The sequence below is a fragment of the Gilliamella sp. Choc6-1 genome, from assembly GCF_001690385.1.
Taxonomy (GTDB): domain Bacteria; phylum Pseudomonadota; class Gammaproteobacteria; order Enterobacterales; family Orbaceae; genus Gilliamella; species Gilliamella apicola_A.
In genome coordinates this window covers 1-24,027 of record NZ_LZHI01000056.1, presented here as the reverse complement: position 1 = coordinate 24,027, position 24,027 = coordinate 1, and the positions used below count along the sequence as shown (strand labels likewise).

Below are 24,027 nucleotides of genomic sequence, written 5' to 3'. Positions count from 1 at the left end.
ATAGTATTTATCTCTATTTGAATCCACGAGCTGCTTTGATAAGATCATAAGCAGCTTGGATCTCTTGAGCACGTTTTTTTGCTGCTTCGAGCATCTCTTTAGGCAAACCTTTTGACACAAGTTTATCTGGATGGTGCTCATTCATTAATTTTCGATAAGCCCTTTTTATTTCCGAAATTTCGGCGTTTAATTTAATACCCAGTATTCTGTAGGCATTTTGTAGATCTGATTGCGTAGAATAGCCTTGATAACCATTATAGCTATTATTTTTGTGTTGATACTGGCTACGCTCTTGTTGGTTAGTATTTTTTTGATGAAAATGGTAACTGCCCATCATCATTTGAATATACATTGCCATTTGTTGACGAGGAATATTAAATTCTTCTGCCACAATGAACAAAATTTTTGACTCTTTTTCATCTAAATTACCGTCGACTAATGCCGATTGTATCAGTTGCTCACAAAAAATATTCAACACATTACGCCTGAAACGATATTGTGTATATAATTGTTTTAAGCGAGATCTAAGAGGGTAATCACTAGCTTTACCTTGATTGAAAGATTCTTGAGCAAGCTGTCGACCGTTGCTATCGAGTTGTAATTGGTCCATAAATTGACGAGCAAGATTTATATCATCTTGTGTTACAACGCCTTTAGATTTGCTTAAATGGCCTAATACTTCAAAAACAACAGTCAAATAAAGTGTTGGATTTGCTTGTGTACTTTGTTCGGTTAATTTATTACAAAATGTGCGGTAAAGCATTGGCCCAATAAATAGGCCGAGCATAAACCCCCATCCTGTTTTTAATACAATACTTAATACAAAGCCTGTAATTATTGCCCAGATAAAAGACATATTATTCATTTACCTCAATTTTATCTATCTTCTGTAAGCCTCTCGGTAATGGTGTACCTTTTCGTGCTCGCTCTGCCTTAAATTTTTGTAAATCAGCAGGATATAATGTAAGTTTGCGTTTACCAACATATAACGTTATTGATGTGTCTTGCGTAATTAATAGAGTATAAGCAAGGCAATCATTAGCGCCTGAAAGCGATACTATTTTATTTCCTTTACCTTTGGCAAGCTCAGGTAAATCTTTTACAGGAAATATGAGCATCCGGCCTTCTTTGGTGATTGATAGCAGCAAACTATCTTCAGATGTAATTTCGATTGGCATCAGTATCCTGGATTCTTTAGGTAAATTAATAATTGCTTTACCATTACGATTGCGAGCAACCAAATCACTAAATTGACAAATAAAGCCATAACCGGCACTTGAAGCAAGTAATAATTTTTGCTCACCATTTTGAGACATGAGCACATGTTCAACAGTTGCGCCAACAGGTAGTGCTAATTTACCAGTTAATGGTTCGCCTTGACTTCGTGCTGATGGTAACGTGTTTGGTTCTATAGCATAACTACGCCCCGTTGAATCAATAAAGATAACAGGTTGATTACTTTTGCCTTTGGCGGCAGCTTTAAAATTATCACCGGATTTATAACTTAAACTAGCAGGATCAATATCATGACCTTTTGCTGTTCTTACCCAACCCATTTCAGATAAAACGACAGTAACAGGGTCAGATGGTGTTAACTCTTGTTCACTAATAGCTTTAGCTTCACTGCGTTCAACAATTGGAGAACGGCGGTCATCGCCATATTTTTCAGCATCCTCTTTTAGCTCTTTTTTAATTAAATCACTCAATTTTTTAGGCGAAGCTAACAAAGCTTGCAGATGATCACGCTCTTTTGCAAGCTCACTTTGTTCACCTTTAATGCGCATCTCTTCAAGTTTGGCTAAGTGGCGGAGTTTTAACTCTAAAATCGCTTCGCCTTGAATTTCAGTTAAGGCAAAACGATTAATTAATTCTTGTTTAGGTTCATCTTCGTGACGAATAATTTCGATAACTTCATCGATATTTAAAAAAGCAATTAATAAGCCATCAAGAATATGCAATCGTTTTAATATTTTATCTAAACGGTAATTTAAACGTCGAGTGACGGTATTTTTTCGATACTCTAGCCATTCAGTAAGAATTTTAACTAAGCCTTTTACTGATGGGCGATTATCAAGCCCAATCATATTCATATTAACCCGATAACTTTTTTCGAGATCGGTTGTGGCAAATAGATGATTCATCACTTGCTCTAAATCTACTCGATTTGAACGTGGCACAATGACCAGACGAGTTGGATTTTCGTGATCAGACTCATCTCGTAAATCTTCAATTAAAGGTAGTTTTTTGGCTCGCATCTGAGAAGCTATTTGTTCTAAGATTTTAGCACCCGAAACTTGATGAGGAAGATCGGTAATTACAATATCACCTTCTTCTTTCTTCCAAACAGCACGCATACGGATTGAACCACGACCCGTTTTATAGATTTTCGCTATGTCTTCTGGTGGAGTAATAATTTCAGCTTCTGTTGGGAAATCAGGTCCTTGTATGTGATCCATTACTTCGTTGAGCGTCGCATTGGGATTATCAGCAAGCATAATTGCTGCATTTGCTACTTCACGAATGTTATGAGGCGGAATATCAGTTGCCATACCAACTGCGATACCTGTTGTGCCATTTAATAAAATATTAGGTAATCTAGCCGGTAACATTTTTGGTTCTTGTAAGGTGCCATCAAAGTTAGGCGTATAATCAACGGTTCCTTGTCCTAGCTCACCTAATAGTAGTTCGGCATATTTTGACAACCGTGATTCAGTGTAACGCATAGCGGCGAATGATTTAGGATCATCTGGTGCCCCCCAGTTACCTTGCCCATCAACTAGAGGGTAACGGTAAGAAAATGGCTGCGCCATCAGCACCATAGCTTCATAACAGGCGCTATCACCATGAGGATGATATTTACCAAGCACATCACCGACGGTACGTGCTGATTTTTTAAATTTGGCTTGCGCATTTAGCCCAAGTTCTGACATAGCATAAACGATACGTCGTTGTACGGGTTTGAGACCATCACCTATAAATGGCAAAGCACGATCCATAATGACATACATTGAGTAGTTTAAATATGCGCTTTCAGTAAAAGTGCGTAGCGACTGGATCTCTACTCCGTCATGAGTTATATCACTCATTATTGTTCCTCTAAATCATTCTGTTTATTAGACATCAAGTTCAACTTGATCGCCTTTTTCTTGTAACCATTCGCGGCGATCTTCTGAGCGTTTCTTAGCAAGTAGCATATCCATTAATGCCATCGTTTGCTCAATATCATCAAGCGAAAGCTGTACTAAACGACGCGTATTGGGATCCATTGTTGTTTCGCGTAGTTGTAGTGGATTCATTTCACCAAGACCTTTGAATCGTTGCACATTGGGTTTGCCTTTTTTACGTTTAACTTGTTCTAAAATAACTTCTTTTTCTTCTTCATCTAGGGCATAATGAACGTCTTTACCTAAATCAATACGGTAAAGTGGGGGCATAGCAACAAAGACATGCCCATGTTCAACCATGGCACGAAAGTGCCTAACAAATAATGCACAAAGTAATGTGGCAATGTGTAGACCATCAGAATCGGCATCAGCTAAGATACAAATTTTACCATAGCGTAATTGGCTTAAATCATCGCTATCGGGATCGATACCAATGGCAACTGAAATATCATGGATTTCTTGTGATCCTAATACTTCATCGGACGAGACTTCCCATGTATTTAAGATTTTTCCTTTAAGAGGCATAATAGCTTGATATTCACGATCTCGCGCTTGTTTAGCCGAACCACCCGCAGAATCACCTTCCACTAAAAACAGTTCGGTGCGACTTAAGTCTTGTGATGAGCAATCAGCCAACTTGCCTGGTAGTGCTGGACCACTGGTTAACTTTTTGCGGATAACTTTTTTAGAGGCTTTTAAACGTTTTTGCGCACTTGAAATCACCATTTCAGCCAGTAGTTCGGCTAATTGGACATGTTGATTTAACCAAAGGCTAAAAGCGTCTTTGACAATTGCCGACACAAAGGCCGCGCATTGGCGTGATGATAAACGCTCTTTGGTTTGACCTGCAAATTGGGGTTCTTGCATTTTGACTGAAATAACATAAGCACAACGTTCCCAAATATCATCAGCAGTTAATTTTAAGCCTCGTGGTAACAAATTGCGAAACTCACAAAACTCACGCATGGCGTCTAACAATCCTTGACGTAAACCATTAACATGGGTACCACTTTGTATGGTTGGGATTAAGTTAACGTAACTTTCAGTCAATAATTCTCCGCCTTCGGGCATCCAAAGCAGCGCCCATTCTACGGCTTCTGTTTCGCCAGTATGATTGCCTGTAAAAGGTGTTTCTGGTAAAAGAGAGTAACCACTGACAGATTCCATTAGATAATCTTTTAGGCCATCTTCATAACACCAACGTTGTTCGGTATTATTGATTTCATCTTTAAAAATAATTTCAAGGCCAGGGCAAAGCACCGCTTTGGCTTTTAGTAGATGTGATAAGCGTGGGACAGAAAATCTAGGCGAATCAAAATATTTTTCGTCAGGCCAAAAATGAACTTTGGTACCTGTATTACGACGGCCACAAGTGCCGGTAATATGCAGATCTTCAACTTTATTACCGTTTTCAAAAGCTATTTCGTACACTTGTCCATCACGATGAACTGTAACTTCAACACGTTTTGATAATGCATTGACTACCGAAATACCTACACCGTGTAAACCACCTGAAAATTGGTAATTTTTGTTCGAGAACTTTCCGCCAGCATGTAAACGACAAAGCAATAATTCAATCGCTGGCACACCTTCTTCAGGGTGAATATCAACTGGCATTCCTCGTCCATCGTCGATAACTTCTAGTGAATTATCTTGAAAAAGGGTAACCTTAACTTTACGAGCATGACCTGCGATAGCTTCATCAACACTGTTATCAATGACCTCCTGCCCTAAATGGTTTGGTCGGCTTGTATCAGTGTACATTCCAGGTCTATGACGAACTGGATCAAGCCCTTTTAATACTTCAATATCAACAGCATTATAAGTAGATTGTGACATAGCGTGTCTATTTCATTCGAATAAATAGAGAGTATTATACCAATCTTTCTTAAAAGATATATGAGATTAAATTGATCATAAAGTACAAAAAGGTTTTTTGCTTGTAAATTAGTTAATGAATATTCTTACTTCATCAATTATTTAAGATTAATGGTGATTTGTGCCAAATTTGAGTTTTATTATTTTAATAAGGGGATTATGATAAATAAATCCCATATAAAATTAAGGGAATAATATGAGTAAATCAGAAAATAATAAAATTAGTCGGCGTCATTTTTTACAAAAGTCCATTGCAGCTAGTGGAATTGCTGCATTAGTAAGTAATATGCAGGTGCCTTTTTCTTATGCTGAACCGAGTAAAAGTGCAAGCAATAACGAAATTCCTAATCCAAATAATCAAGAAAAAATTTTTTATAGTGCTTGTTTGGTAAACTGTGGTAGTCGTTGTCCTTTAAAAGTTCATGTCAAAAACGATATTATTACTAAAATAACGTCAGAAGATGGGATTAATGATTCCGTTTTTGGCTTGCATCAAATTCGCCCTTGTCTTCGCGGCAGATCTGTTCGTTGGCGAACTTATGATCCTGAACGGTTAAAGTATCCTATGCTGCGCATTGGTAAGCGTGGTGAAGGTAAATTTAAACGTATTTCATGGGATGAAGCCATTAGCCTACTAGCCAATAAACTTAAATATACCATTAATCAGTATGGCAACGAGGCTATTTATTATCAATATGGTACAGGCACAACGGGTGCAAATATTTCGGGACGCAATGCATGTAAGCGGTTTTTGAGTACTATAGGTGGTTACTTAAATTACCATGGTGACTATTCAAGTGGACAGATAACTGCTATTCAACCCTATATTTATGGTAATGCAAAAGAATCTTTATTAGACCAAATAAAATATTCTGATCTGGTTGTGATGTTTGGACAGAATATTGCAGAAACGCGAATGTCTGGTGGCGGGCAAGTTACTGAGCTATTTAATGCATTATCACAAAGCAAGGCGAGAGTAATTATTATTGATCCAAGGCGTAGTGAAAGTGTTGTCGGTTACAATGCTGAGTGGATCCCGATTATTCCCGGTACCGATGCTGCGTTAGTTGCTGCTATTGGTTATGCTTTACTTGAAGAAGATCGTATTGATGATACGATGCTCAATCAATATTGTGTTGGTTGGAATGCCGAATCGTTGCCTGACAGTGCACCGCCTTTTAGTGATTTTAAATCTTATATTCTTGGACTGGGTGGCGATAGGACGCCTAAAACACCAGAGTGGGCAGCGAAAAAGACAGGTGTTCCTGCAGCACAAATTCGTAAGCTAGCACTCGATATTGTGAATGCTAAAGCTGCATGGATTTCTCAAGGCTGGGGAGCACAACGTTGGCAAAATGGTGAGCATACGACAAGGGCTATTATGATATTGCCTATTATCACTGGCCAGTTTGGTAAGCGTGGTACTAATATTGGAACTTGGGGGGGGAGTGTGACTTATCCTGTTCCAGGTTTAAGTTTGCTAAATCCGATTAAAACCAGTATCCCATTTTTTTTATGGACCAAAGCGATTGAAGATCCGCTCAGCATGACAGCTAAAAACTCTTATTTACTTGGTAAAGATAAACTTGATGTTGGTATTAAATTTATTTGGAATTATGCAAGTAATGTTATTGGTAATCAACATGCTGACCTCAACCGCACTCACCAAATTTTGCAAGATGAATCTAAATGTGAATTTATTCTTGTTTGGGATACGCATATGACCGCATCAGCTAAATATGCGGATTTATTGCTACCTGATGTGTCATCGGTAGAAAATAATGATTTGATTAATAACTCTTATGCATCAGGTGCTTATAGTTATTTAATCCGGATGCAACGGGCAATTAAGCCGCTTTGGGAAAACCGTGCAGCTTATGATGTATTAGCAGATCTTTCTGAAAAGCTAGGCGTAAAAGATAAATTTACTCAAGGTCGTACTCAAGATGAGTGGATAGAATATTGTTATGAAAAACTCCGCAAACAAAATCCTAATCTACCTACTTTTGCTGAAACAGATGGTATTGGGGTAATTGATCGTAAGTTAACTAATAGTGATACTCAGATTGGTTTACAAGCATTTAGAGAAGATCCTCTTAAAAATCCTTTAAGTACGCCATCAGGAAAAATTGAAATCTATTCGGAGGCATTAGCTAAAATTGCTAGTGAATGGGAGTTTGATGAAGATGATAAACTTTATCCAATTCCTGCATATTTGCCGGCTATCGAAGGAAGCGAAGATAAAGAAAAACGTAAAAAATACCCGTTGCAACTTATCGGGTTTCATACTAAAGGGCAATGTCATTCCTCTTATAGTAATTTACCACAATTGCGTGAAGCTGTTGCTAACAGCCTTTGGATTAATCCATTCGATGCCGAGCAAAGGCAGATTAAGCATGGGCAATTGGTCGAGGTTTATAACGATCGTGGTCGTTTGTATATTCCTGCTAAAGTTACGTCACGTATATTACCAGGAGTGATTGCAATTCCTCAAGGTTTATGGGCTAAAACTAATGTAACAGGCATCGATATTGGCGGATGTATTAATCGCTTAACATCATTGCGCCCAACAGTACTTGCAAAATCGAATCCACAGCATACCAATCTGGTTGAAATTAAACCATTATTGGTTGTAGGGTTAACATCGTAAATTAAAGAGCGGATAATTAAAATGCAATATGGATTTTATATTGATTCATCAAAATGTACCGGTTGCAAAACCTGCCAACTCAGTTGTAAAGACGAGAAAGACAATGCTTTAGGTGTTCATTTTCGCCGTGTTTATGAATATGGTGGAGGTACTTGGCAGCTGGTTGATGGTATGTGGCAAAACGATACCTTTACCTATTATTTATCTATCTCGTGTAATCATTGTGAAGAACCAGCCTGTGTACAAGGTTGCCCAACAGGTGCGATGCATAAACGAAAGCAAGATGGTTTAGTGGTTGTTAATCAAGATGTTTGTATTGGTTGTCGATATTGCGAAATGCGTTGTCCTTATGGAGCTCCGCAATTTGATCATCAAAAAAAGGTCATGTCAAAATGTGATGGCTGTTATGAACGTGTAGCAGAAGGTTTAAAACCAGTATGCGTTGAATCTTGCCCTCAGCGTGCGTTGGATTTTGACGAAATTGAAAAACTACGTCACCGTTATGGTAATCAATGCAATATTGCACCACTACCAAGTTCACAGCTTACTAAACCTAATATTGTGATAAAACCACATGCACATGCCAAGACGTCTGGTGATACCTTAGGTAAAGTACTTAATCCTGAGGAGGTATAAGTTATATGCATGAATTACCATTGGTATTTTTTACGGTATTCGGTCAATTAGCAGCAGGGATGGTGTTGATTGGCGGTATATCATCTTTAAGCCATTATTCATACAGCTTAATTAAGATAAATAGAATGAATATGGCATCTCTGATTGTAATGGCTGCTGCGATGCTTATTGCTTCGTTACATTTAGGTCATCCTTTTCGGGCTTTCAATGTTATTTGGGGTATTGGTCGTTCGCCGATGAGCAATGAGATTTTTTCCTTTGGTCTCTTGTTTGGAATAACATTAGTATGTGTATTACTAACTTATTTTTCTTATCATGATGATGGTAAAAAATGGTTACTGGTCAGCTCACTTTGTCAACGTATATATCAAATCCCCAATTTATCTAAAATATTATCTTTATTGTTGGTCTTTTTTAGTTTAATTTTTGTTTGGATGATTGTTCTTACTTATATGCTACCAACAGTTAAAACTTGGAATACCTATTACACTGCTATTCAGATGTATACCTCTATGTTAGTATTAGGAGGAATTGCAGCAACAATTTTTGGGCTATATCGAATTGGCATAATTTTTTTCTTTATTGGTGTAATATTGATTCTGTTATTAAAGATTCCTTATATTAATTTAATGGCCTCGGTATCGCCTGAACTTACCTCCAAACAATATATTTGGATGTTAATTCAATGCTTATTATTAGTACTCGCACTTGCTTTGGTTATTGTAAATATTTACCGATCTAAGCAATCAATAATAATTTACGCCATCGTTTTTATTATTGTTTTGATTGCCGAGTTATGTGGGCGAGTTGCATTTTATAATTTATGGACTATTCAAATGTAAAATTAATAATAAAACATCCTATAAAATAGTTTATTTATTGTTTTTTTAGCGCTAACATCGAATTTTCAAGGGTATTTATTTGGATAACATAACTGCTATCACATTAGCAAAACTACTAGGTACTTTTTTTTATTATCCACCAAATAATAAAGTTACTGCACCATTAATGCAGCCATTATTGCATATTAATCAGTTAGTCAAATGGCCCAATCTTTTTCTTATTTGTGAACAGTGCAATATATTAACAAATCACATCCATGACTCAGAGCTTAATTATCAATTTTCATTACTATTTGAAGGGCAAGGAATAATGCCAGTACCGCCATGGGGCTCATTTTACCTTGATAAAGAACATTTATTACTTGGTGAATCACATGAACGTTATCGCCAATTTTTGCAACAGCATGGTTTGACACTTAATACAGGAATGAATGAACCCGAAGATCAGTTTGGATTAATGCTAATGGCATATGCCATGTTAATTGAAAATAATAACTATACAGCAGCAAAACAGTTAATCGATGAACACTTGTTGATTTGGTCTTCAGCTTATTTAAAGAATCTAAAGCAAAATGAGGTAAGTCCATTTTATCGAGCCTTAGCTGTAATTGCTGAACAATATTTACAGATGCTTTAATTTGGATTTTTCAATTATTTTTGCTTAGTGGTAGATTAAAACTTGCTGTATCATAACATTGCAGCTTTTATCGTAATCGGTATAATCCACGCTATGCTTATTTCAAGGTAAATAATATCGATGTTAGCTTATTTACAATTAATGCGATTAGATAGACCTATTGGTACATTGCTTTTACTTTGGCCTACACTTTGGGCTATTAATCTTGCGGGCCATTCTTCTATTGACATAACTGTTGTTTTTATATTTGGCGTATTTGTAATGCGCTCGGCAGGTTGTGTGGTGAACGATTATGCTGATCGTCATTTTGATGCATACGTTGAGCGGACTAAAAATCGCCCACTGGCTCGCGGTGCATTGGCCGAAAAAAACGCATTATGGACGTTATTTGTATTATTACTTATTGCGTTTTGCTTACTGTTAACTTTAAATAAACTGTCATGGTTGATAGGCTGTTTTGCGTTATTAACTGCGTTGATTTATCCGTTTATGAAGCGTTATACCCATCTACCTCAGCTCACGTTAGGTATCGCATTTAGTTGGGGCATTCCGATGGTGTATGCAGCAACTACTGAACAGTTCCCGTTCATCTGTTGGTTGCTTTTCTTTACTAATATTTGTTGGACGATTGCTTATGATACTGAGTATGCAATGGTTGATCGCAATGATGATATAAAAATTGGTATAAAATCCACAGCCATCTTATTTGGACGTTATGACAAGCTCATAATTGGCTTATTGCAAATCATCACTATAATTAGCCTAATAGTTATTGGTTTACTCAGTCAATTATCATTTATTTATTATTGGAGTTTATTATTTGCTTCAATATTATTTATTTATCAACAATGGCTGATAAAAAACCGAGAAAGAAACAAATGCTTTAGCGCATTTATGAATAATAATTATGTTGGTTTTATTATTTTTTTAGGTCTACTTTTTGTTTAAAAATTAGGGTCTTTCCTAAAGACATTTTGAATGGTAGAGGTTTGGATGTTTTATTTTTTGATGTAATAACTAGCAATAGCAATAATGTCCGATTTAGAGGTTTTTATACATAACCCTCTAAAATTATTCCTATCATAGGTGATATTCGCTGCTTTCAGTCTATGTTTTGTATGCTCATAGGTTCAAATATTTTTCAGAAAAATTTCTACACGAAAGAGAAACCAGACTAAACTTTGAGTGGAAGCTATAAAATCATACCTTCCCTCTTCTTTATAATAAAAACTTTAATAAAATCATTTTATTTACTGAATTGGTTTATATAGGAAAACATAACAATTTTTACAATCACAAAAGATCAATATTGCTATTAATTGAACATTAGAATGTGTCAACTATTTAACTAAAAATTTTTTTAAATAATTAGACTTGTTCCGCAAGGGTTGCTTGTACAATTCTTAGCGCATCAAACGTTTCTTTGACATCATGTACGCGAATAATGTGCGCACCTTTCATTGCTGCAATTACAGCACACGTAATGCTGCCGAGCGTGCGTTCTTGCGGTGGCACATTCAATACTTGCCCAATCATAGATTTGCGGGACATGCCCACCAATAAAGGCAGGTTGAAATGGTGAAATCGTTCAAGTGTTGCTAATAGTTGGTAATTGTGCGCTAATGTTTTACCAAATCCAAAACCGGGGTCGAGTATGATTTTTTTCTGGTCAATGCCTGCACTTATACAGCGTTCGATCTGTTTTACAAAAAAACCATCGACTTCTTGGTAGATATCTTGCTCATAGTATGGTGCATTTTGCATGGTTTTAGGGTTGCCATGCATATGCATAATGCAAACAGGTAACCCTATTTGTGCGGCCGCTTCAAGCGCACCTGGTTCTGTTAAGGCTCTAATATCATTAATTAGATGGGCTCCTGCTTTGGCCGATTCGGTCATCACTTGTGGTTTTGAAGTATCAACCGAAATCCAAACATCAAAATAATGGGCAATTTTTTCAACTAATGGAACAACACGGCTAAGCTCCTCGTCGACAGATACTTCGGTTGCACCTGGGCGTGTTGATTCTCCGCCAACATCAATAAATGTTGCACCAGCTTGAATCATGCTATCAACACGACGCATAGCGTCATCAAGGTTGTTATAATTTCCACCGTCAGAAAACGAATCAGGCGTCATGTTAACAATGCCCATTATTTGTGGAAAAGAAAGATCTATTATCTGATTTTGAAAATGAATTTCCATAATTGTACCTTATTTAATTAATCATGATGTTAATTTGGTGTATTTTAAATTAAATGCCAGTAATTTAATTGAAGTACGTTAATTAACTATATAACCTTATAATATTATTTAATTTTTAAATTTTCAGTGATAAAAAACGCGCCGTAGCGCGTTATATTTATATGTTTTTAGCAAATTAACTTTATGATTGAGGTGATATATCGTTACCTTTATTCGAAATTTCGTTTGCTGCTTTTTCATCGTTTTCTGTCCAACCATCTGGAGGTGTCACAGGTTGACGATTCATAAGTTGATCGATTTGTTGTTTATTGATTGTTTCATATTTTAACAACGCATCTTTCATGGCATGAAGAATATCGATATTTTCAGTTAAGATAGTTTTTGCACGTTGATAGTTACGTTGAATAATAGCATCAACTTCTTCATCAATAATTTGAGCGGTACTATCTGATATTTTTTTTAACTGTCCATAAGATGATTCTTCATACTCAAATAACACTGGGGGCAAACGTTCTGAGAATCCCCATTGTGTTACCATTGCTCTAGCAACATTAGATGCATATTGAATATCACTTGATGCACCAGACGTAATTTTATCTTCACCAAAGATTAACCCTTCAGCAATTCTACCAGCATAAGCTGTAGATATTTTAGACTCTAATTGAGTTCGGCTTTGGCTAATTTGGTCTCCCTCAGGTAAAAAGAACGCTACACCTAATGCGCCACCGCGTGGAACGATAGTGACTTTATGAAGAGGATCGTGTTCTGGTACAAGATAACCAACAATAGCATGTCCAGCTTCATGATAAGCTGTATTAGTTAATTGTTCTTTGGTCATGGATAATGAGCGGCGCTGAGTCCCCATATTAATTTTATCTTTGGCTTCTTCAAATTCCTCCATGGTAACCACTCTTTTATTACGGCGTGCAGCAAATAGCGCTGCTTCGTTGACTAAATTAGCAAGTTCAGCACCAGAATAATTCGGTGTACCACGCGCTAATACAGATAGATTTACATCAGAGCCCAACGGAACCTTACGTACATGAACTGCTAAAATTTGTTCTCGACCTTTCATGTCAGGTAAGCCAATCTGTACTTGACGGTCAAAACGACCTGGGCGAAGTAATGCAGGGTCTAAAATATCTACACGGTTAGTCGCAGCGATCATGATAATACCGCTATTTGCTTCAAATCCATCCATTTCAACTAACATTTGGTTTAAAGTTTGTTCGCGTTCATCATGACCCCCCATTGAACCCGCACCACGCTTACGACCTACAGCATCAATTTCATCGATGAAAATAATACAAGGGGCGTGTTTGCGAGCTTGTTCAAAGAGATCACGTACACGCGATGCTCCTACACCAACAAACATTTCAACAAAGTCGGAGCCTGAAATACTAAAGAACGGTACATTAGCTTCACCAGCAATAGCTCTTGCTAGTAAGGTTTTACCTGTTCCTGGTGGTCCAACCATTAAAATTCCTTTTGGAATACGACCACCTAATTTTTGATATTTCCCTGGATCTCTTAAAAAATCTACAACTTCGGTAACTTCTTGTTTAGCTTCTTCGCTGCCCGCAACATCGGTAAATTTTGTTTTGACTTGATCAGGAGCTAACATGCGAGCTTTGCTTTTGCCAACTGACATTGGTCCGCCTTTACCACCACCTTGCATTTGGCGCATGACAAATATCCAGAAGCCGATTAATAAAATAATCGGAAACCAAGAAATTAAAATGCTTGTCAATAAGCTCGGTTTTTCATCAGGGCTACCGTAGACAGCAACTTTATTTAGTACTAAATCATCCATTAATTTTTCATCAAAATAAGGGATATAGGTAACATAATTACCATTATTTTTGGTTGTGGCAATAATTTCGCGTCCGTTAATATGCACTTCTTGGAGTTTGCCACTGGTGATATCGGAATTAAATTGGGTATAATTGACTTGGGGGCCACTATTAGATATCGAGCTGAATTGGTTAAAAACAGCTATTAATACCACTGCGATAACGCCCCAGATCAGTAAATTCTTTACCATGTCGTTCAAAAGAAAAACCTCTCATAAAAATTAACAGTTACGACTAAAATTAACGAAGTATGGTACTACAAAATTATACAACTGGCTACTTCATACCCATTGCAACAATATAAACTTCTCGAGACCTTGATCGTGAGGCTTCTGGCTTGCGGATTTTGACTGTTTTAAACATCGTTCTTACCTGTTTTAGATATTCTTCAAATCCTTCGCCTTGAAACACTTTAACAATAAAATTGCCATTAGGTGCAAGCACGTCTCTACACATATCTAACGCTAGTTCAACTAAATACATTGCTCGAGGAATATCTACTGCAGGTTGTCCACTCATATTTGGCGCCATATCTGACATGACAACTTGGACTTTTTCTTCACCAACTCTTTCAAGTAAAGCCTTTAAAACAGCTTCATCGCGAAAATCGCCTTGAAGGAAGTCAACGCCAACAATGGAATCCATCGGCAATAGATCGCAAGCAATAATGCGACCTCTGTTTCCAATTAATGAAGCAACATATTGTGACCAACCACCAGGGGAAGCTCCTAGATCAACAACTGTAATCCCTGGTTTAAATAATTTATCATTTTTTTGAATTTCTTCTAATTTAAACCATGCTCTAGAACGTAAACCTTTTTTTTGGGCTTGTTGCACAAAACGGTCGTTAAAATGTTCATTTAGCCAACGTGTAGAACTTGCTGAGCGTTTTTTATTACTCACCGCGAATAAATCCTTAATGTAAAGAGGTTACTTCATTGATTACAAGTATATATAAGGGTAGAATAACAAAATTACAACTAGATGTGATAAAAATTTAATGAATTTATCGAACAAACAAAAGCACTTTTTAAAAAGTGAAGCTCATCACTTAAAACCTATTGTGATGATTGGAGCTAATGGATTTACTGAAGGCGTACTTGCTGAAATAGAAAATGCCTTAAATTTTCATGAGTTAATCAAGATCAAAGTGTCTTGCGAAGATCGTGAAACGAAGAAATTAATTTGCGATGCAATTATTCGTGAGACAAAAGCTTTGCCCGTGCAACAGGTTGGATCTATTTTCACTATTTTTAGACCTAGTGAAGATAAAAAAATCTCCTTACCTAAATAAATAAACAGGGCTATAGCCCTGTTTATTTATTTTTGCAAATTGTATTTAAGTTTAAATGTATTCAACTTTAATAATATCAAACTCTACATCACCACCTGGCGTTTTAATTTGTACTGTGTCACCATCTTCTTTACCTATTAGGCCTCTAGCAATAGGTGAATTGACCGAAATAAGATTTTGTCTGTAATCTGCTTCATCGTCGCCAACAATTCGATAGGTGGTTTCTTCATCTGTATCAATATTAATAACTGTTACTGTTGTACCAAAAATAATACGTCCAGTATTTTTTACTTTAGTAATATCAATAATTTGTGCTTGTGATAACTTACCTTCAATTTCTTGAATCCGTCCTTCACAAAAACCTTGTTGCTCTCTTGCCGCGTGGTATTCAGCATTTTCTTTTAAATCTCCATGTGCTCTTGCTTCGGCTATCGCAGCTGTGATTTGTGGTCTTTTAACGTTTTTTAGCTCTTCAAGCTCTGCACGTAATAATTCTGCTCCCTTTACTGTCATTGGGATTTGTTTCATCTAAGTTTCTCCCGTTTTTACTAATAATAAATAAAAAAATAACTACCCTTAATTTAATAAAAAGAAAGGGAAAGTAAATTGGTTTAGTTTTTTATCTAAAAAACGCAATGGCGAATAATCATATATTAACTGTAAAATTAACCTAACAACAAATCATTTATGCTTATATTATTAAATTAGATGCCATTTTGATTAAAATCGGTTATGATAATACAATTATTAACGGCTGATTATAATAAGTTAACTTATTTATTTTATGCGACTATTACGATTTTATATAACTATTCTTTTATCAATTTTCTAGTTTTTAGTATTGTTTACTTATGCTGTCGTGCAGGCTCCTTTTGGTGCTAAAATAATGAGCAGTTAACATCTAAATCAAGTTTTTATAAGGTCTCAATTGGTCATATTCACCACTCATTTTAATTATATTGCTGTTATTAATGGTACTAGTAATGATGCACAATTTGATCATTATACTTTTTCAACAAAAACGCTAAAATTTATTAATTTAATTGTTTGTATTCTGATCAATAATGGACGAGATAAACTTCTATTTACCTGAGTTAATGGTGGTATTCAAGTTTTTGCTTAATTATAGGATAATAAATATCAATTTGATTTTACATCTCAAGAAGTTTTAATAAATTAAATCTCAATAAAACACTTGGTGATTGAGAGATTTCATAGAGATAGTATTACAGCGATTACTAGTTTAGGTGAAAACATTAATGAAGGTTTTTATTAGTAAATTAAAAATATGTACTGATAACACTTTAAATATAGAAAGGTAGTATAAATTTTTCTGCTAGGCGGAAACAAAATGCTCTACATCTAGAGTGATTAACATTAGCTGACATTAATTATTAGGTTCCTAAAAAGCTAAATTTATCGGTATTACTTAATATTTTCAGAGAGTATCTTATTTAAATAAGAAAAAGCTTCTGTTAATCAAATTGATGTTCTTTACCTAGCTCTGGTTCTCAAATTTGATCTTAACAATCATGCTTCATAAAATTTTAGCTCTTTAATTAGATGTAGAATAATTGAATCAAAAGCAAATGTTAATTTATTGGAAAATGAACCATTATTTTTGCAGTTTGATGCTTACGGTGTAACACGTTCGTTGCTAAAAAAACTGGAAATTGATAAAACAACTGCCAGAAGCTATGAGTTATTCAGTTAATTTACATGGCAAATTACAACCATTTAATTTTTTTAAGTAAATTTCCATAAGATGGGGATGATTATATTATCAACATTAAACATTGATTTTTACAAAAACATCCTTATATAACATCGTTAAGAGTTTAAGTTATTATTTCTATTTGCGCTTAAAAAGCACAACAATAAGTAATATGAGGAAGTAGTAGTGCTTGTAAGATTAGATAAATGGCTTTGGGCGGCAAGGTTTTATAAGTCTCGATCGTTAGCACGAGAAATGGTTGACGGTGGTAAAGTCCATTATAATGGTCAACGTACTAAACCAAGTAAAATTGTTGAAGTTAATGCAATTGTAACGCTTCGTCAAGGTTCGGATGAAAAAACAATTCAAATTTTAGCTATTAGTGCACAACGAAGAACGGCCATTGAAGCCCAACAACTTTATCAAGAAACTCCGGACAGTATTGCAAAACGAGAAAAAATAGCACATGCTCGTAAACTTAATGTGTTGACAATGCCGCATCCAGATAGACGGCCTGATAAAAAGGAACGGCGTAATTTGATTAAATTTAAATATGATAGGCAACAAGATGGTAATGATTAATATGGATACTTTAAACCGTTTTTTATTTGATAATCACTCTATTCGTGGTGAAATTACCCGTCTGGAACAGACATATCAAGAGATTTTAGATAATCATAAATATCCAATTGCAGTACAAAAATTACTTGGTGAATTATTGGTTGTAACTAGTTTATTAACGGCAACACTAAAATTTGAAGGCGATATTGCTGTTCAGTTACAAGGTGATGGAGCGCTATCTTTAGCGGTTGTTAATGGTAATGATCAACAGCAGCTACGTGGTGTTGCTCGGGTTAATGGTGAAATTGCTGATAATGCAACACTTAAAGAGATGGTGGGTAATGGCTATGTCGTTATTACTATTACCCCTAAAAACGGTGAGCGTTATCAAGGTATAGTTGGACTGGAAAAAGATACACTTATTGGCTGTATCGAAAATTACTTTATACAATCAGAACAACTACCTACACGTCTATTTGTGAAAATTGGTGTACTTGATAATAAACCAATAGCAGCAGGTATTTTATTGCAAGTTTTACCTGCTAATGAAAATACAGTTGAGTCATTTGAACATCTTAGCGCTTTAACTGAGACAATCACTAGTGATGAGCTATTTCAACTTTCCACTGATGAGATTTTATATCGTTTATATAATCAAGAAGAAGTGCGTCTTTTTGAAACGCATGATATTACTTTTAAGTGTAGATGTTCACGTCAACGTTGTGAAGATAGCTTAATGACTTTACCAGCTAATGAAATTGATGAAATCCTAAAGGAAAATGAAGGTAGGATTGATATTCATTGTGATTATTGTGGAAAGCATTATTTGTTTGATTCAATTGATATTGCGGAAATTAGAAGTACAAGTAACCTACATTATCATTGATCTTAATAGAAAAATACCACTAAGGTTATTACCACCTTAGTGGTAGAGTGAAATATAGGGAATTAAACCTGTATTCAATTTAAAAGAATAGAAAAAAATACCGATCTATTTTATCGTTTTTATATAAAAATTTGTTAGCCTAAAAATTTTGAAATTTATAAAGATTATTTTTATTTACTTCCTACGTAAATATCATCAACAATGGCGTGCTGATTTATGATTCTCCATTTAATATTAAAATGGTAAAGTGTAAGTCCATATGTTTGTTCCTTAACGTTTTTTTGTTTATAGGCAGGTCTTGGATCTTGAGATATTACTTGTGTAATTAATTCAGCGATCTGAGGATAACTTTGTTTTTGTAAATCTAAAGTTAATCTTGCTTTTTGTGAAAACTCTACTGTTATTTTTTTTTCAGGAGTAGGTTGTGCGTATCCTGCAAGTGCTTCTGAATGGCTATCGGAATAAGGGATATAAGGCTTGATATCAACAATTGGTGTGCCATCGACTAAGTCGAGACTTCCTAATTTTAAGACTACTTGCTTATTTTCTATGATAATATCTTTTAACTCTACTGCTGAAAGCCCAATATGATTAGGTCTAAATGGCGATCGCGTAGCAAACACTCCCATTGTTTTATTACCACCTAAACGAGGTGGACGAACGGCTAATTTCCATTTTTCAGGGGCAACATGGTGAAATAGGAATAATAGCCATAAATGTGAAAACTGTTCTAACCCTTTTACACTGATTGGGTCATTATAAGGTGCTAATAAATAAAGTTCCCCTTGTCCTGCTCTAACTAGATTAGGTTGCCTTGGTACAGCAAATTTTTCACTATAAGGTGAGCGGATAATACCTATTGGTTTAATTTGATACATCATTATTCGCTGATAATTTATTGATGAGCCGTCAATTTTTAAGTGACTTAATTATTATCTCTTTTTCCGCCGATACGAAGATCGGCGGAGTTTATATTGATCAATGTTTATTTATTACAAATTATTACCAACCGCGAATAGCTCCACCATTAAAAATTTGGTTAGCTTTTTGTGCAACAGTTTCGGTTTGGTATGCTTTAACAAAATTTTTCACGTTTTCATTATGTTTATCCGTTTCACGTGACACAATAATGTTAACATATGGTGATTCTTTATCCTCAACAAAAATTCCATCTTTACTTGGTGTTAAGTTAGCTTGCCCTGCAAATGCGTTATTGATGATAGCAAGATCAACTTGTGCATCATCCAATGAACGAGGTAACATTGGAGCTTCAAGTTCAACGATTTTATAGTTGTAAGGATTATTTGTTATATCAACAACTGTTGGTAATAAACCTTTTGATTTATCAACCGTAATCATTCCTTCATGTTGTAATAGTAGTAATGCTCGACCTAAGTTGGTTGGATCATTAGGAATGGCAATGGTTGAGTTAGCTGGAATGAAAAATGTTTCACCGCGTGGTGAAGTGACTTTTACACCTTCGCCTGTTTCTATTGATTCATCAATTGGTTTTAGTTTATGAGAATAGCTTGCAATAGGATAAACAAATGAATTACCTACTACAGCTAATTTATAGCCACGTTCTTTCATTTGTTCATCTAAATAAGGTTTATGTTGGAAAGCATTTACATCAATTAGACCATCATTTAATGCTTGATTTGGGGTTACGTAATCGTTAAAAATAACTAGTTCAACATCTAGATTATAAAGATCTTTTGCTTGTTGTTTAACTACTTCAGCAACTTCTTGTTCAGGGCCTGAAATTACTCCGACTTTTAGAATATTTACTTTAGTTGGTTCTGTTGGTTTGTTATCTGTTGTGGCTGTTTGTTTATTATTATCACAGCCAGTTAAAAAAAATGCACTTACCAATGTGGTAATAAGTGCTAGCTTTTTAATAGACATATATTTCTCCAAAATTAATGATGTGTGACGCGTTTAACAATCATATTGCCAATAAATTGAATAATAAAGACAATAATAATTAATATAACTAAAACAGTATTCATTATAGCAGGCTTGTAGCCGTTGTAACCATATTGAATAGCAAGTTGTCCAAGACCTCCTGCGCCAACAGCGCCAGCCATTGCAATGTATCCTGTCAAAGTAATTAAGGTAATCGTCATACTATTGACAATTATAGGTAATGACTCAGGCAATAAAACTTTATATATAATTTGCAGTGGTGTTGCACCCATTGAGCGAGCCGCCTCTATTAATCCTTTGGGGACATCTAATAATGCATTTTCTATCATACGAGCAATTAATGGCGATACTCCAATACTTAATGGCACCACTGCAGCTTGTTTGCCTATAAATGTACCCATTAAAATTGTGGTAAAAGGAATAATCCATACAATTAATATGATAAAAGGAATTGAACGGAATACATTTGTAATAAATGAAATAATACTATTAGCGGCATAACAATCCAATATTTGTCCTTTACGAGTTGTATAAAGTAATATGCCAATGGGTAATCCAATTATCGTTCCCCAAAAACCTGATAAGATGACCATAAATAGAGTTTCATCTGTTGCTTGTGCCATTTTGAAAAGCATTGCTTCATTAAAGCCATTAAATGATGAACAAAAAGCAACAAAGTCAGCCCAAAAATTATATTGAGTTAAGTATCGAAATAATGATTCAAAAGGTTTAAATGAAGGAATAAAATCAAACATAGCCGAGCACCTCTACTTTAGTATTATTTTTTTCTAAGAATTGAATTGCTGATGCCATACTTTTTTGTTTCCCTTTCATTTCCGCTAACATTAAGCCAAATTTGACTCCTCCGGCATAATCCATTTGTGCACTGATAATGTTGCTATCAATTTCGAATTCTTTAGCGATTTGTGATAATAATGGTAAATCAACGGAGACTCCTGTAAATTCTAAACGTAATAACGGATTGAGTCCTTCTTTGTGTTCAGATGATAGCCTTATTAAATAATCATCTGGAATATTAAGATGTAAGGTTGATTGAATAAATTGTCGAGCAATATCTGTTTTAGCATGAGAAAACATTTCGCCAACTGATGACTGTTCAACTAGTTTGCCATCGCTTATAACAGCTACTTGGTCACAAATCTGTTTTACTACATCCATTTCATGAGTAATTAATAAAATTGTTAGTCCTAATTTTTGGTTAATATCTTTTAGTAATGACAAAATTGAACGTGTTGTTTCAGGATCAAGCGCACTGGTAGCTTCATCACATAACAATACTTTGGGGTCACTTGCCAAAGCTCTCGCAATAGCAACACGTTGTTTTTGTCCACCAGATAAATTAGTTGGATAAACATTCGCTTTTTCTGTCAATCCAACTAATTCCATAAGCTCATTTACTTTCTGGTTAATTGCTATTTTAGGCGTTTTATTTAGTTCAAGAGGGAAAGCGATATTATCAAATACAGTACGTGAAGAAAGTAGATTGAAATGTTGAAAAATCATACTAATTTTTCGACGTATTTCAATTAATTTTCTATTAGATAGATTAGTGATCTCTTGATTATCAAAGAAGATCTTCCCACTAGTCGGCTTTTCTAGTAGGTTAATGCAGCGAATAAGTGTGCTTTTCCCAGCCCCTGATTTGCCAATAACACCGTAAATTTTCCCTTGGGGAACATGGATATTAATGTCTTTTAAAGCATAAATGGGGGGGGTATTATGCTCAAATGTTTTCGAAATATGTTGTAGTTGTATCATAATATATAAAAACAAAAGATGAATAAATGAATATTAAGACGTCTAGACATCTAAGTCAATCAATAATATGCTATATGAATTAGAGTAATATCTAAAATTAAAAGGAAAAAAAGTAAATATGAAGCCTGCAATTTTTTTAGATCGAGATGGTACTATTAATATAGATTATAATTATGTACATACAATTGATAAGTTCCACTTTATTAACGGTGTTATTGAGGCAATGCAAGAGCTCAAGAAAATGGGTTTTTTATTAGTCATTACAACCAATCAATCGGGGATTGCTAGAAATATATTTACTGAAGAACAATTTCATACTTTGACTGAATGGATGGATTGGTCTTTACAAGATCGTGGTGTTGATTTAGATGGTGTCTATTATTGCCCTCACGACCCGTTAGTGGATACTTGTGAATGTCGTAAGCCAAATCCAGGGATGATTCAAACAGCAGCTAAAGAACTAAAAATTGATATTGCTAATTCTTATATGGTTGGAGATAGAGTGTCTGACTTATTGTCGGGTAAAAAAGCTGGCGTTAAAAAAACTGTGCTAGTAAAAACGGGCGATACTATAACTGAAGAAGCATTAGAACAAGCTGATTGGGTTATTGATAGTTTGGCTGATCTACCAAAAAAAATAAAAAACCAATCTTGATTGTTGTTTTAACTAATACAGTGTTTATATTAAACGCTGTATTAAAGTTATACTTTTAAGTATCAGTGGAATAATGGTTAATCCAATAAAACAGGCACTAATAAAAGTAACAACAGTTATACCTAGCTGATTTGTAGAAAAAGAATAGTTGCCAAATATAAAAATAAGCAAAGTAATAAGTGTTACTAAGCTCCAGTATGAAAAACCAATTTTATTCTGTTTAGATGTTACAATCGGTAAATAATAAATAGTCCCACAAAACTCATACCAATTAATGAACTACCATGTTGTAATAATTTATAAATTGGAATTTTCATTTTCTCTATATTAACAGTATGTTGTAATAAACTAAAAGGTTGAATAAAACAACCTGACGGATGAGCAAAAGAGTTCCACCCAATATGAGAAATTATGCCAATAATTGCCGATGTTAAAACACTTAACCAATGCTGACAGCAATATTTATTTCAGTTGAAAGTTAAATAATTAGTAAATCGCTGATAAAAAAATTAGGTAAATTTTTAATTAAAGTATTTGGAACGATAAAATGAAAATATAACTAATACCATCGGTAAATCAAATGAAAATACCTGTTATACTATCATTTGAAGTACTTTTTACTTCCATTCTTAAGAAGTATTTAAAATCTGGTGACATACTACAAATAATTAAAATTTTCATAGGAAATAAATGAAATTTCTTATATAAAGATAACACTATAGCCGAATGAGCGAATGTAAAAGGCATTTTAAAGCTCTATCTAAAAAAATACACAAAATATTTTAATTGTTATAAGTTATATAACCAACGAGCAAAAGATATAGAATATTAGAATTCTGATGCATAGCGAGTCAATATGATTTTTTATTTAGTACGTTTTGAGTAAAAAAAATGCAATCAAGAATAAATTACACAATAACCTCTTGCATGATTTTTTAAAGTCCCTATAATGCGCACCCACTGACACGACGTCATCGAAATTGGACGGGAATAGAGTTGGTGAACAAGGTCAAAAATTTTAAAAAAAGATCTTGACGAATAAAAAGGTGTAGCGTAACATACGCAGCCCTTGAGACAGCAAAGATGATTAACGAAAAGTTGATTGAGAATTGGAAGCTGTTAGCTCTTTAAAAAGAAGAAACAGACAATCTGTGTGGGCACTTGCGAGACGAAGAATTAAAGTCTACGGACTAAAAAGATTAAGAAGTCTTGATAAGTGACACTGAAGATTCATTTGAATATGTCAGAGACAGTTATTGAGCATCAAACTTTAAATTGAAGAGTTTGATCATGGCTCAGATTGAACGCTGGCGGCAGGCTTAACACATGCAAGTCGAACGGTAACAT

At 34.9% G+C, this 24,027-nt stretch carries 21 protein-coding genes, 1 rRNA gene and 1 pseudogene; 10 read left to right on the top strand and 13 right to left on the bottom strand.

Annotated elements, in window-relative coordinates:
* Positions 1–13: 13 nt before the first annotated feature.
* The 3 genes from djlA to parE are packed head-to-tail and all read right to left on the bottom strand — an operon-like array spanning position 14 to position 5,003.
* A complete protein-coding gene (gene djlA / locus A9G36_RS07540) occupies positions 14–856 on the bottom strand; it encodes a co-chaperone DjlA (RefSeq protein WP_034947608.1) in 843 nt (280 codons plus the stop codon).
* 1 nt (position 857) lies between these two features.
* On the bottom strand, positions 858–3,086 hold the full coding sequence (gene parC, locus A9G36_RS07535; protein ID WP_065585591.1) for a DNA topoisomerase IV subunit A: 2,229 nt from the start codon (positions 3,084–3,086) through the stop codon (positions 858–860).
* Between the two features lie 27 nt (positions 3,087–3,113).
* The gene (gene parE / locus A9G36_RS07530) at positions 3,114–5,003 is read right to left on the bottom strand and encodes a DNA topoisomerase IV subunit B (RefSeq protein WP_065569652.1); all 1,890 of its coding nucleotides are present in this window, start codon (positions 5,001–5,003) and stop codon (positions 3,114–3,116) included.
* A 235-nt stretch (positions 5,004–5,238) separates the two neighbouring features.
* On the opposite strand from parE, the gene A9G36_RS07525 reads away from it, so the two are divergent.
* From A9G36_RS07525 to ubiA, 5 genes are all read left to right on the top strand, one after another.
* On the top strand, positions 5,239–7,692 hold the full coding sequence (locus A9G36_RS07525; RefSeq protein ID WP_065569651.1) for a DMSO/selenate family reductase complex A subunit: 2,454 nt from the start codon (positions 5,239–5,241) through the stop codon (positions 7,690–7,692).
* 21 nt (positions 7,693–7,713) lie between these two features.
* A complete protein-coding gene (locus tag A9G36_RS07520) occupies positions 7,714–8,328 on the top strand; it encodes a DMSO/selenate family reductase complex B subunit (RefSeq protein WP_065585590.1) in 615 nt (204 codons plus the stop codon).
* Positions 8,329–8,333: 5 nt separating this feature from the next.
* Positions 8,334–9,170 (top strand): dimethyl sulfoxide reductase anchor subunit family protein, encoded by an 837-nt coding sequence (locus A9G36_RS07515; RefSeq protein ID WP_065569649.1) that lies wholly within the window; start codon positions 8,334–8,336, stop codon positions 9,168–9,170.
* Positions 9,171–9,249: 79 nt separating this feature from the next.
* Complete coding sequence (locus A9G36_RS07510; RefSeq protein WP_051825325.1) at positions 9,250–9,807, top strand: TorD/DmsD family molecular chaperone; 558 nt, start codon at positions 9,250–9,252, stop codon at positions 9,805–9,807.
* A gap of 120 nt (positions 9,808–9,927) precedes the next feature.
* On the top strand, positions 9,928–10,755 hold the full coding sequence (gene ubiA / locus A9G36_RS07505) for a 4-hydroxybenzoate octaprenyltransferase (RefSeq protein ID WP_034947139.1): 828 nt from the start codon (positions 9,928–9,930) through the stop codon (positions 10,753–10,755).
* 420 nt (positions 10,756–11,175) lie between these two features.
* Here the strand turns inward: ubiA and folP are convergent, their stop codons facing one another.
* The 3 genes from folP to rlmE form a co-directional block, all read right to left on the bottom strand.
* Positions 11,176–12,012: a dihydropteroate synthase gene (gene folP / locus A9G36_RS07500; protein ID WP_065569648.1), complete on the bottom strand. Its 837-nt coding sequence runs from the start codon at positions 12,010–12,012 to the stop codon at positions 11,176–11,178.
* Between the two features lie 181 nt (positions 12,013–12,193).
* Positions 12,194–14,065 (bottom strand): ATP-dependent zinc metalloprotease FtsH, encoded by a 1,872-nt coding sequence (gene ftsH / locus A9G36_RS07495; RefSeq protein ID WP_080715913.1) that lies wholly within the window; start codon positions 14,063–14,065, stop codon positions 12,194–12,196.
* 76 nt (positions 14,066–14,141) lie between these two features.
* A complete protein-coding gene (gene rlmE / locus A9G36_RS07490; RefSeq protein WP_034947133.1) occupies positions 14,142–14,768 on the bottom strand; it encodes a 23S rRNA (uridine(2552)-2'-O)-methyltransferase RlmE in 627 nt (208 codons plus the stop codon).
* A 97-nt stretch (positions 14,769–14,865) separates the two neighbouring features.
* Here rlmE and yhbY point away from each other — a divergent pair, with 97 nt between their 5' ends.
* Complete coding sequence (gene yhbY, locus A9G36_RS07485) at positions 14,866–15,159, top strand: ribosome assembly RNA-binding protein YhbY (protein ID WP_034947129.1); 294 nt, start codon at positions 14,866–14,868, stop codon at positions 15,157–15,159.
* A 51-nt stretch (positions 15,160–15,210) separates the two neighbouring features.
* Here the strand turns inward: yhbY and greA are convergent, their stop codons facing one another.
* Positions 15,211–15,687 (bottom strand): transcription elongation factor GreA, encoded by a 477-nt coding sequence (gene greA, locus A9G36_RS07480; RefSeq protein ID WP_065569647.1) that lies wholly within the window; start codon positions 15,685–15,687, stop codon positions 15,211–15,213.
* Between the two features lie 1,372 nt (positions 15,688–17,059).
* Between greA and hslR the strand changes: the two genes are divergently transcribed.
* Both hslR and hslO read left to right on the top strand, forming a co-directional pair.
* On the top strand, positions 17,060–17,455 hold the full coding sequence (gene hslR, locus A9G36_RS07475; protein WP_065569646.1) for a ribosome-associated heat shock protein Hsp15: 396 nt from the start codon (positions 17,060–17,062) through the stop codon (positions 17,453–17,455).
* Positions 17,448–18,320 carry an Hsp33 family molecular chaperone HslO gene (hslO, locus tag A9G36_RS07470; protein ID WP_065569654.1) on the top strand — a complete coding sequence of 291 codons (873 nt, stop codon included), beginning with the start codon at positions 17,448–17,450 and terminating at the stop codon, positions 18,318–18,320. Before hslR ends, hslO begins: the two co-directional genes overlap by 8 nt.
* Positions 18,321–18,490: 170 nt before the next feature.
* Here hslO and tsaA read toward each other — a convergent pair whose 3' ends face one another.
* The 4 genes from tsaA to metN form a co-directional block, all read right to left on the bottom strand.
* Positions 18,491–19,204 (bottom strand): tRNA (N6-threonylcarbamoyladenosine(37)-N6)-methyltransferase TrmO, encoded by a 714-nt coding sequence (gene tsaA / locus A9G36_RS07465; protein ID WP_162174528.1) that lies wholly within the window; start codon positions 19,202–19,204, stop codon positions 18,491–18,493.
* 118 nt (positions 19,205–19,322) lie between these two features.
* Positions 19,323–20,225 (bottom strand): methionine ABC transporter substrate-binding lipoprotein MetQ, encoded by a 903-nt coding sequence (gene metQ, locus A9G36_RS07460; RefSeq protein ID WP_065569645.1) that lies wholly within the window; start codon positions 20,223–20,225, stop codon positions 19,323–19,325.
* Positions 20,226–20,239: 14 nt separating this feature from the next.
* Complete coding sequence (locus tag A9G36_RS07455; protein WP_034910876.1) at positions 20,240–20,881, bottom strand: methionine ABC transporter permease; 642 nt, start codon at positions 20,879–20,881, stop codon at positions 20,240–20,242.
* 112 nt (positions 20,882–20,993) lie between these two features.
* Positions 20,994–22,025, bottom strand: coding sequence for a methionine ABC transporter ATP-binding protein MetN (gene metN / locus A9G36_RS07450; protein WP_065569644.1), 1,032 nt, complete (start codon positions 22,023–22,025; stop codon positions 20,994–20,996).
* 118 nt (positions 22,026–22,143) lie between these two features.
* Here metN and gmhB point away from each other — a divergent pair, with 118 nt between their 5' ends.
* Positions 22,144–22,680: a D-glycero-beta-D-manno-heptose 1,7-bisphosphate 7-phosphatase gene (gmhB, locus tag A9G36_RS07445; protein WP_034910762.1), complete on the top strand. Its 537-nt coding sequence runs from the start codon at positions 22,144–22,146 to the stop codon at positions 22,678–22,680.
* 227 nt (positions 22,681–22,907) lie between these two features.
* Here gmhB and A9G36_RS10525 read toward each other — a convergent pair.
* Positions 22,908–23,126: pseudogene (locus A9G36_RS10525) on the bottom strand (DUF4184 family protein); the annotation flags it as partial.
* A 130-nt stretch (positions 23,127–23,256) separates the two neighbouring features.
* On the bottom strand, positions 23,257–23,427 hold the full coding sequence (locus A9G36_RS10520; RefSeq protein ID WP_081295319.1) for a DUF4184 family protein: 171 nt from the start codon (positions 23,425–23,427) through the stop codon (positions 23,257–23,259).
* A gap of 525 nt (positions 23,428–23,952) precedes the next feature.
* On the opposite strand from A9G36_RS10520, the gene A9G36_RS07440 reads away from it, so the two are divergent.
* Positions 23,953–24,027 (top strand): 16S ribosomal RNA (locus tag A9G36_RS07440); the annotation flags it as partial.

Excerpts from the sequence above, each read along its gene's own strand:
- metN (WP_065569644.1), bottom strand. The coding sequence starts at position 22,025 with ATGATACAACTACAACATATTTCGAAAACATTTGAGCATAATACCCCC.
- A9G36_RS07455 (WP_034910876.1), bottom strand. The coding sequence starts at position 20,881 with ATGCTTTTCAAAATGGCACAAGCAACAGATGAAACTCTATTTATGGTC.
- ubiA (WP_034947139.1), top strand. The coding sequence starts at position 9,928 with ATGTTAGCTTATTTACAATTAATGCGATTAGATAGACCTATTGGTACA.
- yhbY (WP_034947129.1), top strand. The coding sequence starts at position 14,866 with ATGAATTTATCGAACAAACAAAAGCACTTTTTAAAAAGTGAAGCTCAT.
- A9G36_RS07520 (WP_065585590.1), top strand. The coding sequence starts at position 7,714 with ATGCAATATGGATTTTATATTGATTCATCAAAATGTACCGGTTGCAAA.
- hslO (WP_065569654.1), top strand. The coding sequence starts at position 17,448 with ATGATTAATATGGATACTTTAAACCGTTTTTTATTTGATAATCACTCT.
- djlA (WP_034947608.1), bottom strand. The coding sequence starts at position 856 with ATGTCTTTTATCTGGGCAATAATTACAGGCTTTGTATTAAGTATTGTA.
- gmhB (WP_034910762.1), top strand. The coding sequence starts at position 22,144 with ATGAAGCCTGCAATTTTTTTAGATCGAGATGGTACTATTAATATAGAT.
- A9G36_RS07525 (WP_065569651.1), top strand. The coding sequence starts at position 5,239 with ATGAGTAAATCAGAAAATAATAAAATTAGTCGGCGTCATTTTTTACAA.
- A9G36_RS10520 (WP_081295319.1), bottom strand. The coding sequence starts at position 23,427 with ATGCCTTTTACATTCGCTCATTCGGCTATAGTGTTATCTTTATATAAG.
- metQ (WP_065569645.1), bottom strand. The coding sequence starts at position 20,225 with ATGTCTATTAAAAAGCTAGCACTTATTACCACATTGGTAAGTGCATTT.
- parC (WP_065585591.1), bottom strand. The coding sequence starts at position 3,086 with ATGAGTGATATAACTCATGACGGAGTAGAGATCCAGTCGCTACGCACT.
- greA (WP_065569647.1), bottom strand. The coding sequence starts at position 15,687 with ATGAAACAAATCCCAATGACAGTAAAGGGAGCAGAATTATTACGTGCA.
- A9G36_RS07515 (WP_065569649.1), top strand. The coding sequence starts at position 8,334 with ATGCATGAATTACCATTGGTATTTTTTACGGTATTCGGTCAATTAGCA.
- parE (WP_065569652.1), bottom strand. The coding sequence starts at position 5,003 with ATGTCACAATCTACTTATAATGCTGTTGATATTGAAGTATTAAAAGGG.
- folP (WP_065569648.1), bottom strand. The coding sequence starts at position 12,012 with ATGGAAATTCATTTTCAAAATCAGATAATAGATCTTTCTTTTCCACAA.